Here is a 15,241-nt window from a genome sequence, read left to right as displayed (position 1 = left end):
CCTGGGCCCGACGGGTTGCGCCTCCCGCCGGGTCACCGGCCACCTCGCGGTCGCCGCCCTCACTCTAGGACCGCCGGGACCGGCTGGGAAGGGGCCGCCACGGACCCGCGGACGTCACTCGGCCTGCTCCTCGGCGGCGGGCAGCTCGGCGCGCACCGACCAGCCGCCGTCCGGGCGGGGGCCGGCGGTGAAGGTGCCGCCGACCGCCTCGGCCCGCTCGCGCAGGCCGAGCAGGCCGAGCCCGGCGCTCGGTTCCGGCGCCGGGGACGCCTCGGCGCCGGTGTCGCGTACCTCGATGGCGACGCCGTCGGGGTCGTAGCGCAGCCGGACCGCGACCGCCGCGCCCGGCGCGTGCCGGTGTGCGTTGGTCAGCGACTCCTGGATGATCCGGTACGCCGCGACGTCCACCTCGGTGGGCAGCGGGCGGGGCTGGCCGGCCACGGTCCAGCGCACCGGCTGGCCGGTGCTGAAGCCCTCCACCAGGGCGTCCAGCCGGTTCAGGCTGGGGGCCGGCTCGGTGGGCGCGCTGGTCTCCTCCGGCCGCAAGGTCCGCTCGGCCCGCCGGGCCCCTTCCGCCAGCACCGCCACGTACGCCCGCCGGCTGCGCACCGCGTCGCCGACGGCCACCGCGACGCCGAACCAGAGCAGCAGCACCACCACCGCCGGGTCCGGCCCGACCACGCCGAGCGTGGCGGTCGCCGCCGCGCCGACGGCCAGGGCGCCGACCAGGCCGGCCACGGCGGCGGTCCGCCGGTCGGCGCGGGTGGCGACGGTGTACGCGGCGATCGCCACGGTGAGCACCATGGGCCCCCGGGCGACCCCGGCGAGCTGCGCGAGCACCACGCTGACGGTGGTCAGGGCGAGCACCGGCAGCGGGTGGCGGCGGCGCACCGCCAGCGCCCCGGAGCCGATGGCGGCGAGCAGCACGGCGGCGAGGCTGAGCGGCGCCCCGGGCGGTCCGCCGGGCGGGTTCACCGGCAGCAGGCCGGCCACGAAGAGCGCGGCGGCCAGCAGCGCGTCGACGACCGCCGGGTGCGCCCGCGCGATCCGGCGCCACTCCGCGAGCCGTCCCATGCGGTCAAGGTACGGCAGCCGCCCGGCCCGGGGACGCGGCACCGCCGGGGTGCGTGGGCACCCCGGCGGCGTCGCGTGCACCGGATCGACGTGGTGGACGACCCGGTGGGTGGGTCAGGGCAGGACCCACTTCTGGTTGGCCGCGCCGTTGCAGGTCCAGAGCTGGACCGGGGTGCTGTCGGCGGAGTTGTTGCCGGCCACGTCCAGGCACTTGCCGGACTGCGGGTTACGCAGCGACCCGTCGGCCTGGGCCGACCAGTTCTGGGCGCCGCTGCCGTTGCAGGTCCAGAGCTGGATCTTGGTCCCGTCGGCGGAACCGCCGCCGGAGACGTCCAGGCACTTGCCCAGCGCCTTGATCGTCGAGTTCGGCGTCACCGTCCAGGTCTGCGCCGTGGTGCCGTTGCACGTGTAGAGCTGGATCTGCGTGCCGTCGGCCGTGCCGCTGCTGCGGACGTCCAGGCACTTGCCGGCCAGGCCCTTGATCGGTCCGGTGCCGCCGGTGCCGCCGCCACCGCCCCGGACCAGGGTGAAGTCGTCGACGTCGAAGAGCCCGGTGCCGGTGCCGGTGTAGGTCAGGTACAGGTTCTGGGTGCCGGACGGCACCCCGGTCAGGGCGGTGGTGACGTCGGCGTACGTTGTCCAGCTCCCGGTGTTGGGCACCGCGACCGAGCCGAGGATCGTGCCGGTGGTCGAGCCGGTGCGCACCTGGATGGTGCCGCCGGGCCCGCCGGAGACGACCCGCGCCCGGAACGACGTCACCCCGGTCAGGTCCACCCCGTTGTACGCCGACCAGTCGCCCGGGTCGATGTAGCCGAGGGTCTGCCCGCCGTTCGCGCCGGCCTTCGTGAACGGGGTGACCCCGCTGGCCGAGCTGAACGCCTCGGCCTGGACGGTGGTGTTGCCGCCCGGCGGGGTGGAGCCGAGTTCCTTGATCCGGATGTTGCGGAACGAGGCGTCGTCGCCGGTGCCGTGGTTCTGCAGGCCGATGTGCCCGGCGAGCGAGCGGACCGGGTTGGTGTTGGTGAAGTCGTTGATCTTCACGCCGTTGAGGAAGACCTGGAGCCGCTCGCCCTCGACCAGCAGCTCGTAGGTGTTCCACTCGCCCGGCGGGTTCAGCGCCGCGTCCCGGGCGGCGATGTCCGCGGACTTGAAGGTGTAGACCGCGCCGGTGGTGCGGTCGGCCGCGTCGGTGGCGTCGATCTGGATCTCGTAGCCGTTGTTCACCGCCGACCAGGGGTCGGTGGATGGCGGGAAGCCGATGAAGACCCCGGAGTTGTCGTCGCCGGCGAGCCGCCAGTCCAGCTTGAGCGAGTAGTTGGTGAACTGCTTCGCGCTGTACCAGTAGAGCCCCATCCCGCCGACCGAGGTGAGCGTGGCGTCGGCATTGGTGAAGCTGCCCGGCCCGGCCTGCGACCAGCCGGTGGTGGAACCGTTGTAGAGGGTGGTGTAGCCGGTCTCCGGCCGGCAGTCGGCCTTGGCGCGGCCGGCCGCGTAGCGGATGCCGCCGAGCAGGTGGGCCCGGAACGCCGGTTCGGCGTACGACGCCTGGGTGTGCCCACCACCGGTGTAGAAGGCCCGGCCGCCGCTGTAGGTCTTGCACCAGGAGTGCGGGTGGTCCGCGCCCATCCCGCCACCGGAGTACGACGACTCGTCCAGGGTGGCCAGCACCCGGGCGGTGGAGCGGGCGTTGGTCTGGTAGTTGTACCACTCGTCGGTGCGGGTCCAGGTCTGCGGCAGGTGCGCGCTGGCCGGGTGCGCCCGGTTCTCCACCTTGACGTTGGCCTGCTGGATGGCCGGATGCGAGGCGAAGTACGCCCCGACCAGGTTGCCGTAGAACGACCAGCCGTACTCGGTGTCGGCGGCGGCGTGCACGCCGACGTACCCGCCGCCGGAGCCGATGTACGACTCGAAGGCGGTCTGCTGGCTGGCGTTGAGCACGTCGCCGGTGGTGTTGAGGAAGACCACCGCCTCGTACTGGGCCAGGTTGCCGGTGGTGAACGCGGCGGCGTCCTCGGTGGCGGTGACGGTGAAGCTGTTGGCCGCGCCCAGGTCCCGGATGGCCTGGGTGCCGACGGCGATGGAGTCGTGCCGGAACCCGGCGGTCTTGGAGAAGACCAGCACGTCGTACGGGGCGTCGGCGGCGGACGCCGGGGTGGCGGGGGTGGTGCAGGCGATGACGGCGAGGACGGCGGTGGCCGCGCCGAGGACGGGACGCAGGAGTCTGCGCATGTCGCTCTCCTATCGGTGGGCGGGGGCCCCGGGCGGGCCGGCGGGCCGGGCGGGGCCCCGCGCGTTCACTCGGTTACGGCAGGGTCCACTTCTGGTTGGCGGCGCCGGTGCAGGTCCACAGGTGCACCGGGGTGCTGTCGGCGGAGTTGTTGCCCGAGACGTCGAGGCACTTGGCGGACTGCGGGTTGCGTACCGTGCCGTCGGCCTGGGCGGACCAGTTCTGCGCGCCGCTGCCGTTGCAGGTCCAGAGCTGGATCTTGGTGCCGTCGGCCGAGCCGCCGCCGGAGACGTCCAGGCACTTGCCGAGCGCCTTGATCGTCGAGTTCGGCGTCACCGTCCAGGTCTGCGCCGTGGTGCCGTTGCAGGTGTAGAGCTGGATCTGGGTGCCGTCGGCGGTGGCGGCGTTGCGGACGTCCAGGCACTTGCCGGCGAGCCCGACCACCGGCCCGGTGCGCACCGTCGCGCCCGTGGTGAAGGTGAACGAGTCGACGTCGTACAGCGCCCCGGTGCCCGACCCGGCGAAGGTCAGGTAGAGCGTCGTGGTGCCCGCCGGTGCCCCGGAGATGGCGCCGGTGACCGTGGTGAAGGAATCCCAGGCGCCGGTGACCGGCACCGTGGCCGAGCCGAGCACCGTGCCGGTGGCCGACCCGGCCCGGACCTGGAGGGTGCCGCCCGCGCCGGCCGAGGAGACCCGGGCGCTGAACGAGGTGACGTTGCCCAGCTGGTACGGCTGGAAGGCGATCCAGTCCCCGTTGTTGATGTCGCCGACGGTCTTGCCGCCCTCGGCGGTCGCCTTGTCGAAGGTGTTGATGCCGGACGAGGTCTTGAAGTGCTCGGCCTGCCGGTGCCGGGGCTGGAGGGTGTGCTGGGTGTGCGTGGTCAGCCCGCCCGCGTCGGTGTACTCGGCGTCGAAGATGGCGAAGATGTTCGCCGCGTCGTCGTGCTCACCGTCGACCGGGATGGCGATCGAGCCGGAGCAGCCGGTCTTCGAGGTGATCTGGTGGCCGTGCTGGTCGTGGCCGAGCACGTAGGTCATCTTGACCTTGGTGCAGTCGATCGTGCCGTCCTCGGGGTCGGTGACGGTGATGCTGAAGGGCACCGTGTCGCCGTAGGAGAAGAGCTTGCCGTTGCCGGGGCTGTTGATCGTCACGGTCGGGGCGGTGTTGCCGACGCTGATCACCACGCTGGCGCTGCCGGTGGCGTTCTGCGGGTCCTTCACCGTCAGCGTGGCGGTGTACGTCCCGTTGGTGGTGTAGGTCTTCGACGGGTTGGCGGCGGTGGAGGTGGTGCCGTCGCCGAAGTTCCACGCGTACGTCAGCGCCCCGCCCTCCGGGTCCGACGACCCGGCCGAGGAGAAGGCGACGGTCAACGGGGCGGCGCCGGAGGTCTTGTCCGCGGTCGCCTTCGCCGTCGGCGCCCGGTTGCCGCCGCCGATGTGGTCGAAGCGGTAGAGCGCCGAGTTGGCGTCGCCGTTGAAGTAGCCGGTGCCGTAGTCGAGCACGTAGTATGCGCCGTCCGGGCCGAAGGCGGAGTCCATCACCTGCTTGCCGGTCCACGGGAAGCTGTCGATGGTGCCGCGCGAGCCGTCGGCGTTGACGTGGATCGGCTTGATCCAGCCGCGGCCGAACTCGGTGGCGAAGAACTGCCCGTCGAAGGACTGCGGGAACTTGGTGGTCGACGTCGACGACGCGTTGTAGCGGTAGACCGGGCCGGCCATCGGGGACTCGGAGCCGCCGCCGAACTCGGGCGGGCTGCCGGCGTCACCGGCGTACCGGATCCAGGCCGGCTTGGCCGCGGGCAGCGTGCTCTGGCCGGTGTTGCGGAACGAGTTGTTGGTGGGGCCGCCGGTGCAGTTGTACTTGGCGCCCCCGGTGCCGGTGGCGAAGTCCCACTCGTTGTAGGTCTCGGTGCTGGTGTTGGTGCCGGTGCAGTACGGCCAGCCGTAGTTGCCGGGCGCGGTGACCCGGTTGAACTCGACCTGGCCGGAGGGGCCCCGGGTGGCCGAGGTGGTGCCGGCGTCGGGGCCGTAGTCGCCGACGTAGACGATGCCGGTGGCCTTGTCGACGCTCATCCGGAACGGGTTGCGGAAGCCCATCGCGTAGATCTCGGGCCGGGTTTTCGCGGTGCCGACCGGAAAGAGGTTGCCGGACGGGATCGAGTACGACCCGTTGGCGTTCACCTTGATCCGGAGGATCTTGCCGCGCAGGTCGTTGGTGTTGGCGGCGCTGCGCTGCGCGTCGTATCCGGGGTTGCGGTTGGTCCGCTCGTCCAGCGGGGCGTAGCCGGCGGAGTCGAACGGGTTGGTGTCGTCCCCGGTGGACAGGTAGAGGTTGCCGGCGGCGTCGAAGTCGATGTCGCCGCCGACGTGGCAGCACAGCCCCCGGTCGGCGGGTACGTCCAGCACGTCGACCTTGCTGGCCTGGTTGACGGTGAAGTCGGCGTTGAGGGTGAACCGGGACAGCCGGTTGACGCCCTGCCAGGCGGAGAAGTCGCTGCCGGTGGCCGGCGCGTCGCCGGCGGGGGTGGACAGCGGCGGGGCGTAGTAGAGGTAGATGTGCCGGTTGGTGGCGAAGTTCGGGTCGACGCCGACGCCCTGCAGCCCCTCCTCGTCGTGGGTGTAGACCGACAGGGTGCCGATCACCGAGGTGTTGCCGTTGGCGTCGGTGCGCCGCAGGGTGCCGTTGCGGGCGGTGTGCAGGACCGAGCGGTCCGGCAGCACGGCCAGGGACATCGGCTCGCCCGTCTCGGCGACGCCGCGGGCCAGCTCGACCTGCTGGAAGTCGGTGGCGGTGATGACGTGGGCGGCGGCCGGGGCGGGGCCGCCGAGGGCGGTCGGGCCGACCGTGACGCCGACCGTGCCGACGGCCGCCACCAGGAGCAGGGCGGACGCGGCGGAGGACCATCGTGGGGAGCGGTGGGTGGGTGCGTCCTTCATGGACATTCTGTGCTGTCCCTTCCTGACGAGTGACTGCCAGGGTGGGGCGCGCGCCGTCGCGCCGGTGCCGGGTACGGGGATGCGGCAGGGCCGTCCGGGCGGCGCCGGACCGGCCGTGACCACCGGTCGGGGCGGGGGGACCGCGCGCCCGGAGGCCACCAGTCGATGGGTTACCGCGCCGCCGGTTCACCTCGACGAAACATGTTCGTGATGCCACGAACATTAAGGCTTGTAAATTTGTCTGTCCATACCTTCTGCCCCATGGAAGCGAACTTTCGTTCAATCGGCTGAAAGCTCGCGGGCATGGCGAGGAAAGGCCCCGGCGGGCCGTGGCGCGCCGACGTCAGCTCCGGCGGTGCACCGCCTGGTCGGCCAGCGCGGCCAGCGCCGCCAGCGCCGGCTCCTCCAGCGGCAGCCGGTCCAACGCCGCCCGGGCGGCGTCCGCCCGCAGCACGATCAGCCGCTCGATCTGCTCCCGGGCCCCGGTCGCCTCGATGATCGCGCGCAGCTCGGCCGCGCCGTCGGCGTCCAGGCCGGGATTGCCGAACAGGTCGCGCAGCCGGACGCTCTGCGCCCGGTCGGCGGCGTCGCGGGCCAGCGCCATCATCACCGTCGGCTTACCCTCGCGCAGGTCGTCCAGGACGGACTTGCCGGTCACCGCCGGGTCACCGAAGACGCCGAGCACGTCGTCACGGAGCTGGAACGCGTCGCCGAGCGGGTCGCCGAAGTCGGTGAGCGCGGCCACCAGCTCCGGCTCCGCGCCGGCCAGCGCCGCGCCGATCTGCAACGGGCGGGTGACCGTGTACCGGGCGGCCTTCATCCGGATCACGGTGAGCGCGCTGGCCACCGAACCGTCCCCGACACCGGAGACCAGGTCCAGGTACTCCCCCGCGATCACCTCGGTCCGCATCCGGGCGAAGACCGCGTACCCCCGGCAGACCTGCGCGGTGCTCAACCCGCACTCGTGGAACATCTGATCCGACCAGGCGGCGCAGAGGTCCCCGCAGAGCAGCGCGGTGTTGCGCCCGTACGCCTCCGGGTCGCCACGCCAGGCGGACCGGGTGTGCAGGTCGGCGAAGAGCCGGTGCACCGACGGCGCACCCCGGCGGCGGTCGCTGCCGTCGAGGATGTCGTCGTGGATCAGGGCGAACGCGTGGAACAGCTCCAGCGCCGCCGCGGCGACCACGATCGGCCGGTCGTCCCCGCCGCCGGCGCCGCGCCAGCCCCAGTAGCAGAACAGCGGGCGCAACCGCTTGCCGCCGGCCAGCACGAAGCGGTGCAGGGCGGCGAAGATGCCGCGCGGCGCGCCGTCCGGCCAGTCCGGCCCCTGCCGGTCCAGGAAGGCCACCAGTTCGGCGTCGAAGCGCGCCCGCAGCCCGCTGGTGTCGGTCGGGGGCGCGGTGACAGTCACCGCCGCTCCTCCGGTCCGGACAGCGGTCCGGCCGGACCGGGCGGTCGCCCGGAACCACCCGACGACGCCACGGCGGCCCGGGACGGGACCGGCACCGCACCGGCCGGGGCGGACGGCGGGGCCAGCCCGGCCAGCTCCAGCAGCAGCGCCTTCACCTCGGTGGCCGCGAGCCGGTCCCGGGCGGCGGCCGGGTCGGAGCAGAGCAGCACCGGGGCGTCCGCCGGGTCGGCGGGCAGCCGACCGTGCGAGCCGCGGACCGCCCGCGCCCCGGCGTCGAGGCCGACCACGCTCATCAGGTACCGCATGCCCAGCTTCTTGCGGGCCAGCGCGACCGCCGCCCGGCGCTTCGCCGCCCCGGGCGCGGCCGGGTCGAAGAAGAGCTCCGCCGGGTCGTACCCGGGTTTGCGGTGGATCTCGACGAGCCGGGCGAAGTCCGGGGCGCGGGCGTCGTCCAGCCAGTAGTAGTACGTGAACCAGGCGTCCGGCTCGGCCACCAGCACCAGCTCGCCGGCGCGCGGATGGTCCAGCCCGGCCGCCGCCTTGCCGTCGGCGTCGAGCACCTCGGCCACCCCGGGCAGGCCGGCGCAGAGCTTCGCCACCGCCGGCACGTCGGCCGGGTCCCGCACGTAGACGTGGGCCACCTGGTGGTCGGCCACGGCGAAGGCCCGCGACGTCCACGGGTCCAGGTACTCCATCCCGGCCTGGGCGTAGACCCGCAGCAGCCCCTCGGCGCGCAGCAGCCGGTTGACGTCCACCGGCCGGGAGACGTCGGTGATGCCGTACTCCGACAGCGCCACCACGGTCGCGTCCCGCGCGCGGGCGGCGTCCAGCAGCGGACCCAGCACCGCGTCCAGCTCCGCCGCCGCGGCGGCGGCCCGGGGCGAGGACGGGCCGAAGCGTTGCAGGTCGTAGTCGAGGTGCGGGACGTAGACCAGGGTGAGGTCGGGGGCGTGGTCGGCGAGGATCCGCTCGGCGGCCCGGCAGATCCACGTTGAGGAGGGCAGCCCGGCGCCGGGCCCCCAGTAGGTGAAGAGCGGGAAGGTGCCCAGCGCGTCGGTGAGTGTGTCGTGCAGCTCCGGCGGGTCCGTCCAGCAGTCCGGCTCCTTGCGACCGTCGGCGTGATAGATCGGGCGGGGGGTGACCGTCCAGTTCACGTCCGCGCCCATCGCGTACCACCAGCAGACGTTGGCCACCGTGTAACCCGGTTCGGCCCGGCGGGCGGCCTGCCAGAGCTTCTCCCCACCGACCAGCGCGTGGTGCTGCCGCCACAGCAGCACCTCGCCGAGGTCGCGGAAGTACCAGCCGTTGCCCACGATCCCGTGCCCGGCCGGGAGCTCCCCGGTGAGCAGGGTCGCCTGCGCCGAGCAGGTCACCGCGGGCAGCACCGTGCCCAGGCCGGCGGCGAATCCCTCGTCGGCGACCGCGCGCAGCCGGGGCATGTGCGCCAGCAGCCGCGGGGTCAACCCGACCACGTCCAGCACCACCAGTCGACGGCTCATGCCGGCACCTCGGAATGTCGGTCGGCCACTCGTTCACTCATCGTCGTACCCCTCCGGTCGTCGGGACGGGACTCCCCCGCCGGTGCCAGGCCGAGCGCGACCAGCTCGTCGCGGGCGAAGGCCAGCTCGGCGGCGATGCCGGCGGCCAGCTCCGCGTCGGTGCGCGGCCGGCGCGCCGCCGGCAGCACCCCCCACGTGTACGTCTCGACGTCGAGGTGGTCGCAGCCGGCGGCGGGACCGGCGAACAGCTCGGCCAGCGCGGTGCGCAGCACCGGCACGGTCGAGGTCAGCGGTGGTTCGGGCGGGGCGTGCAGCGGCACGTGGTAGTGCACCCGCCACGGCCCCGGCGGCCGGTCGGCCAGCGCGCCGTCCAGGTCGTCGGCGGCGTACGCCGGGTCGGCCGGGTCGGCGGCGTGGGCGGTGCCGGCGGCCCGGGTCTGGTGCAGGAAGCGGGGCTCCACCCAGCGCGCCAGCGCGTCGGCGGCGGCCGGCGGGCGGGCCGCCTCCAGGGCGGCGGAGACCTGCACCTTCACCACCGGGAGCCCGGCGGCGCGCAGCCGGGCCAACGCCTCGGCCGGTTCCTCCCAGGCGCAGGCGAGGTGCGCCAGGTCCAGGCAGACGCCGAGCCGGTCGGTGTCCACGCCGGCCAGCGCGGTGACCGCCTGCCCGGTGCGCTCGACCACGCAGCCCGGCTCCGGCTCGAAGCCGACCCGCACCGGGCGGCCGGTGTCCCGTTCGATCGCGGCGAGCCCGGCCGCGAGGTCGTCCAGCCGGCGGCGGGCGGCGTCGGCGCGGGTGGCGTCCCAGGGCTGCCGCCAGGCCAGCGGCAGGGTGGAGATCGAGCCCCGGGCCGCGTCGTCGGGGAGCAGGTCGGCCAGCACCCGGGCCAGGTCGAGGGTGTAGCGCAGCCGGGCGTCGCTGGTCCAGTCCGGACGGTAGACCGCGCCCTTGACCACGGGTGCCTGGAAGGCCGCGTACGGGAAGCCGTTGAGGGTGACCACCTCCAGCCCGCGACGGGTCAGCTCGGCGCGCAGCCGGCGCCGGGCGGCCGGGTCGGCGGCCAGCTCGGCGGCGACCGGCGCGGCCAGCCAGAGACCGAGCCCGAGCAGGTCGGCGCCGAGCGCCTCGCGCACCGGCTCGGCGTGGGTCCGCAGTTGGGCGAGGATGCCGGCGGCGTCCTCGGCGGGGTGCACGTTGGTGCAGTAGCCGAGGTGGACGGTGCTGCCGTCGGCGTGCCGCAGCCGCATCAGTCGCCGCCGCGCAGGATCGAGTTCCCGGCGAAGGTCCCGGCCGACGCGGCGTCCAGGTCGGTCAGGTCGAGCCGGCCGGACTGCCCGTAGAACTCCACCGGGTTGCGCCAGAGCACCCGGTCGACGTCGTCGTCGGTGAACCCGGCCAGCAGCATCGCCTCGCCGGTGGCCCGGGTCAGCAGCGGGTCCGAGCGCCCCCAGTCGGCGGCGGAGTTGACCAGCACCCGCTCCGGCCCGTACGTCCGCAGCAGCTCCACCATTCGGGGCGGGGACATCTTGGTGTCCGGGTAGATGGAGAAGCCCAGCCAGCAGCCGCTGTCCCGGACCAGTTTGACGGTGACCTCGTTGAGGTGGTCCAGCACCACCCGGCCGGGGTCGATGCCGGACTCGGCGACCACCGCGAGGCTGCGCTCGACGCCCCGGGCCTTGTCCCGGTGCGGGGTGTGCACCAGCGCCGGCAGGTCGTGCGCCACGGCCAGGGCCAGCTGGGCGGCGAACGCCTCGTCCTCCTGCGGGGTCATCGAGTCGTACCCGATCTCGCCGACCGCCACCACGGTGTCCTTCTCCAGGTAGCGCGGGAGCAGGTCGAGCACCGGGCGGCAGCGCGGGTCGTTGGCCTCCTTCGGGTTGAGCGCGACGGTGGCGTGGTGCCGGACGCCGAACTGCCCGGCCCGGAACGGCTCCCACCCGATCAGCGAGTCGAAGTAGTCGGCGAAGGAGGCGGGGCTGGTGCGGGGCTGCCCCAGCCAGAACGCCGGCTCCACCACCGCGCGGACCCCGGCGGCGGCCATCCGCTCGTAGTCGTCGGTGGTCCGCGATGTCATGTGGATGTGCGGGTCGAAGATGCGCATTCACGCCTCCCTGATGGTGAGCCGGTCGAGCAGGTCGGTGGCGTCGGCGGGCAGTTTCCGGCCGGCGGCGTGCCGCTCCGCGGCGAGCGCGGCGAGCATCGCGGCCAGCTCGCCGTCGGCGCGGCGGTCCAGGTCGGCCACGACGGCCAGCGGCACGCCGGCGAAGACGCACTTGAGCACCGCCTGTCGCCAGGACGCCGGGTCCAGGTGCCGGGCGTACGGGCCGAGGGCGGCGGCCACCAGCCGGGTGTCGTTGGTGCGGATCGCGTCGTGCAGCAGCGGCACCCCGGCCGCGCCGACGGGCAGCAGCGGCAGCGCCTTGAGCACGGCCCGCTTCTCGGCGGCGTCACCGTGCCGGTACAGCGCCTCGGCGTGCCTGGCGTGGTCGGCGGGCAGCGCGGTGAGCAGCAGCGCGCGGGCCGCCTCGTCGGCGGTCCAGCCGGGCGCGCCGGCCAGGTCGCCCCGACCGCAGTGCCGGCCGGCGGCCGGGAAGAACCGCGCGATCGTCGCGGGTTCGGCCGCCACGCGGCGCAGCGCCGCCGCCAGCCAGTCGGGATCGGGTACGCCCTCGAGCGCGGCCCGCAGTCGATCCGGTGTCATCCGTCTCTCCTCCCCTGGTGCTGGTCGGTGTCTAGGCCACCTCGGTCGCCCGGTGCGACAGGCCGGTCGGGGCGGCCCCGGCGGCTCGGCCCGCCTCGGCGGCGGTGCGCAGGAAGTCGATGGACCGGGCGGCGACGGTGGGCGCGGCGTGCGAGTGCCGGGGCAGCTCCACCGCCACCAGCCCCCGGTAGCCGGCGTCGGTGAGGGCGCGCAGCACCGGCGGGAAGTCGATCTCGCCGGCGCCGAACTCCAGGTGTTCGTGCACGCCCCGGCACATGTCGTCGATCTGTACGTTGACCAGGTGCGCGGCCACCTGGTGGACGCACTCGGGCACCGGGCGCGGTTCCAGGCAGCGGCAGTGTCCGATGTCGAGGGTAATGCCGAAGCGCGCCGGATCGCCGAGGGCCTGCCGCAGCCGCTGCCAGCCGGCGATGTCCTCGACGAGCATCCCGGGCTCCGGCTCGAAGCCGAGGGTCATCCCGGCGCGGTCCGCGGCGTCGAGCACCGTGGCGCAGCCGGCGACCAGCCGGTCCCAGGCGACGGCCGGCGGTACGGCGTCGGGGCGTACGCCGGCCCAGCAGGAGACCGCCTCCGCGCCGAGGTCGGCGCCGATCCGGACCGCCCGGGTCAGGAAGTCGATCCGCCGGGCCGGCTCGTCGTGCAGCAGCGTCGGCGCGTGCTTGTGCCAGGGGTCGAGCAGGTAGCGGGCCCCGGTCTCGACCACCACGGCGAGGCCGAGCGAGTCGAGCCGGCGGGCCACCTCGTCGACCCGGCGGGCCAGCCCGGGCGCGAACGGGTCGAGGTGGTCGTGGTCGAGGGTGAGCGCGACGCCCTGGTAGCCCAGCTCGGCGATGACCGCGAGGGCGTCCTCCAGCCGGTGGTTGGCGAAGCCGTTGGTGCCGTAGCCGAACCGCGGCCCCGCCTCGGCTCGGTGCTCCCGGCCGACCGGGTCAGGGGTCGGCTGCGGCGGCGGGGTCGGCGGGTGGGGCCGCGCGGTGGTCATGTCGGGGAGATCCTGCGGGCCAGGCGCCGGCCCAGCGGCGCGGCGGCCGCCACCGCCAGGCCGAGCAGGCCGGCACCGGCCCGGGCGGTGAGCGCGCCCTGCAACGCCGGCAGCCCGGTGATCCCGGCGCCGACCGCCGCCCGTACCCGGCCGGCGGACGGGTCGGCCGCCACCCGGGCCTGCGCCCCGCCGTACCGGGCGGCGTACCAGCCGGCCAACACGACGGGCAGCACGGCGGCGGCGCGGCGCGCGCCGGCAGCGGGGCCGGCGGCGGCGATCGCGACCAGGGCGGTGCCGGCGAGGGTGCGCAGCGGCAGCGCGGTGTCCGCGCCGGCCACCTCGCGTCGGGAGAGCGCGGTGACGGTGACGGTGTGCGCGGCGACGGTGAGCGCCGCCGGCAGCGCCCGGACCGGCCGCCCGCCGGTCGCGCCGAGCAGCACGTCCAGCCCCCGGCAGGCGGCCATCACGGCCGGGCCGGCGGCGGTGTTCTTCGCCGCCAGGTCGTACCCCCAGATCGTCGCGGCGAGCGGGATCGCGACGGCGGCGGCCCGGCGGCCGCCCGTGACGGCGGCCAGGCCCAGGCCGGCGGCGGTGAGGCCGGCGGCGAGACCGAGCGCGGCGGCGGGCGGGACCCGGCCGCTGGGGATCGGCCGCTCGGGGCGTTCGACCGCGTCCAGCCGGCGGTCGGCCCAGTCGTTGGCGGCCATCCCGGCCCAATACAGCAGCACCGACGCGCCGGCCAGCCCGGCGGTACGCGGACCGAGCGCCCCGGCCGCGGCGGCGCCGGCGACCACGTCACCCGGTACGGAAAGCGCGGCCGGCGCCCGGACCAGCTCGACCAGGTCGCCCAGCGTGCTCACGCGGCGGCCTCGGTGTGCAGCCGCCCGGTGAACTCGACCAGCCGCTGCCACTGCTCGGCCAGCGAGTGGGTGGGTGAGCCGAGCGGGTCCTTGAAGAAGAACGCCAGGTCGGTCAGGGGGCCGACCCGGCCGGCGGCGTGCGCGGCGGCGGTGAGCCGGGCCAGGTCGAGCACGAGCGGGGCGGCGAGCGCGGAGTCGCAGCCGTGCCAGCTGAACTCCATCCGCATGCCGGTGCCGAGGAAACCGGTGAAGGTGATCAGGTCCCAGGCGGTCTTGAAGTCGCCCAGCTCCTCGACGTACTCGATGCGGGTGCCGCCCTGCGGCAGGTAGCCGAGGGTCTCGCCGAGGACCCGCTGCTTGCTGCTCACCTTGGCGGCGTTGGCGGCCGGGTCGGCGAGGGTCGCGCCGTCGCCGCCACCGAGCAGGTTCACCCCGGACCAGGAGCGCACGGCCAGGTGCCGCATCGCGAACATCGGCGCGAGCACCGACTTGACCAGCGTCTCCCCGGTCTTGCCGTCGTGCCCGGCGTACGGCAGGCCGCGCGCGACGGCCAGCTCGGCCAGTGCCGGCAGCCGCAGCCCGGTGGACGGGGTGAAGTCGACGTACGGGCAGCCGGCCTCGACGGCGGCGTACGCGTAGAGCGAGCTGGGCGGCAGCACCTCGTCGGGGCCGGCGAGCGCGGCCCGCAGGGCGGCCGGGTCGGCGTGCCCGGGGTGCGGCCGGGCGGCCGGTTCGGTGGCGGAGACGTCGACCATCACCACCCGGTCCAGCCGGTGCCGTTGGCGGAACGCGGTGAGGTCGGCGGCGACGGCGGCGGCCCGATCCGCCTGGGCGCCGCCGGTGGGGGCGGGTCGCAGGTCCTCCTCGACGGCGGTCAGCTCGGCGGCGAGGGTGGCGGCCAGCCGGCCGGGCAGCACGCCCGCGTCGGCGAGCGTCTCGGCCCGCTTGGTCAGCGGGGTGGTGGCCAGGTCGTGGCCGCCGAAGAACAGGTCGGCGAAGGTGGGCAGGGCCGGCCCGCGCAGCGCGGGCAGCTCGGTGACGCAACCGGTCGGCGCGGTGAGCCCGGCCCGCAGGGCGAGACCGCCGACGATGCTGGTGGTCGCGACCGAACCGCGCGCCCCCACCAGCCAGACACCCGTACGCATGGTGCTCCTTCCGTCCGGAGGAACCGCCCTTGCATTTAGCAAAATCAATATCAGATCGTGCGCTGGAAAGACACCGTTCCGCCGGGGCCCCGTCCGCCCGGACGTCCGGGGCGGGACCGGGCCGCGGCGGCGACGTCGGCGGCGCGACGCCGGACCCGGTACCCCGCACGGCGTGCGGACGGGGCTGGCAGGCAGGGTCGGTCGGCGTCTCGGCCCTGCCTCCCCCGTATCCGGTCGACGGGCGGCGGCGCGCCCCGCGACCGGACGTGTGGTGGTGGTGGCGGCCCGGACCCGGCCGGTGGCGGCCGGGCCTGCTGCGGGTCGCCGGGACGGTGGTGGCGGTCCTCCGGTGCGGCCGGGGAATCCCGGTCCGGCCGCACCGGA

Annotated in this window: 11 protein-coding genes; all 11 read right to left on the bottom strand. The window is 74.9% G+C overall.

Annotated features, from left to right (window positions below):
* Positions 1-114: 114 nt before the first annotated feature.
* Positions 115-1,074: a sensor histidine kinase gene (locus ACTMS9_RS07215; RefSeq protein WP_441145697.1), complete on the bottom strand. Its 960-nt coding sequence runs from the start codon at positions 1,072-1,074 to the stop codon at positions 115-117.
* 114 nt (positions 1,075-1,188) lie between these two features.
* Positions 1,189-3,303: a ThuA domain-containing protein gene (locus ACTMS9_RS07210; RefSeq protein ID WP_441145699.1), complete on the bottom strand. Its 2,115-nt coding sequence runs from the start codon at positions 3,301-3,303 to the stop codon at positions 1,189-1,191.
* Between the two features lie 73 nt (positions 3,304-3,376).
* On the bottom strand, positions 3,377-6,244 hold the full coding sequence (locus ACTMS9_RS07205) for a PQQ-dependent sugar dehydrogenase (protein WP_441164499.1): 2,868 nt from the start codon (positions 6,242-6,244) through the stop codon (positions 3,377-3,379).
* Between the two features lie 337 nt (positions 6,245-6,581).
* Positions 6,582-7,649: a polyprenyl synthetase family protein gene (locus ACTMS9_RS07200; protein WP_441164498.1), complete on the bottom strand. Its 1,068-nt coding sequence runs from the start codon at positions 7,647-7,649 to the stop codon at positions 6,582-6,584.
* Positions 7,646-9,148 (bottom strand): alkaline phosphatase family protein, encoded by a 1,503-nt coding sequence (locus ACTMS9_RS07195; RefSeq protein WP_441164497.1) that lies wholly within the window; start codon positions 9,146-9,148, stop codon positions 7,646-7,648. The genes ACTMS9_RS07200 and ACTMS9_RS07195 overlap by 4 nt, the downstream gene beginning before the upstream one ends.
* Positions 9,145-10,395, bottom strand: a complete 1,251-nt coding sequence (gene eboE / locus ACTMS9_RS07190) for a metabolite traffic protein EboE (RefSeq protein WP_441164496.1) — start codon at positions 10,393-10,395, stop codon at positions 9,145-9,147. Before eboE ends, ACTMS9_RS07195 begins: the two co-directional genes overlap by 4 nt.
* Entirely contained in the window at positions 10,395-11,249 is an 855-nt protein-coding gene (locus ACTMS9_RS07185; protein ID WP_441145709.1) for a TatD family hydrolase, read from the bottom strand. Before ACTMS9_RS07185 ends, eboE begins: the two co-directional genes overlap by 1 nt.
* Positions 11,250-11,849: an EboA domain-containing protein gene (locus ACTMS9_RS07180; RefSeq protein WP_441164495.1), complete on the bottom strand. Its 600-nt coding sequence runs from the start codon at positions 11,847-11,849 to the stop codon at positions 11,250-11,252.
* A gap of 31 nt (positions 11,850-11,880) precedes the next feature.
* Positions 11,881-12,852, bottom strand: a complete 972-nt coding sequence (locus tag ACTMS9_RS07175) for a sugar phosphate isomerase/epimerase family protein (protein WP_441164494.1) — start codon at positions 12,850-12,852, stop codon at positions 11,881-11,883.
* On the bottom strand, positions 12,849-13,712 hold the full coding sequence (locus ACTMS9_RS07170; RefSeq protein ID WP_441145715.1) for an SCO3242 family prenyltransferase: 864 nt from the start codon (positions 13,710-13,712) through the stop codon (positions 12,849-12,851). Before ACTMS9_RS07170 ends, ACTMS9_RS07175 begins: the two co-directional genes overlap by 4 nt.
* Complete coding sequence (locus tag ACTMS9_RS07165; protein ID WP_441164493.1) at positions 13,709-14,857, bottom strand: inositol-3-phosphate synthase; 1,149 nt, start codon at positions 14,855-14,857, stop codon at positions 13,709-13,711. The genes ACTMS9_RS07170 and ACTMS9_RS07165 overlap by 4 nt, the downstream gene beginning before the upstream one ends.
* Between the last annotated feature and the right edge of the window lie 384 nt (positions 14,858-15,241).

This window comes from Micromonospora sp. L31, assembly GCF_052068075.1.
In the GTDB taxonomy this organism is placed as follows: Bacteria; Actinomycetota; Actinomycetes; order Mycobacteriales; family Micromonosporaceae; genus Micromonospora; species Micromonospora purpureochromogenes.
This window is presented reverse-complemented; position numbering and strand designations above follow the sequence as displayed.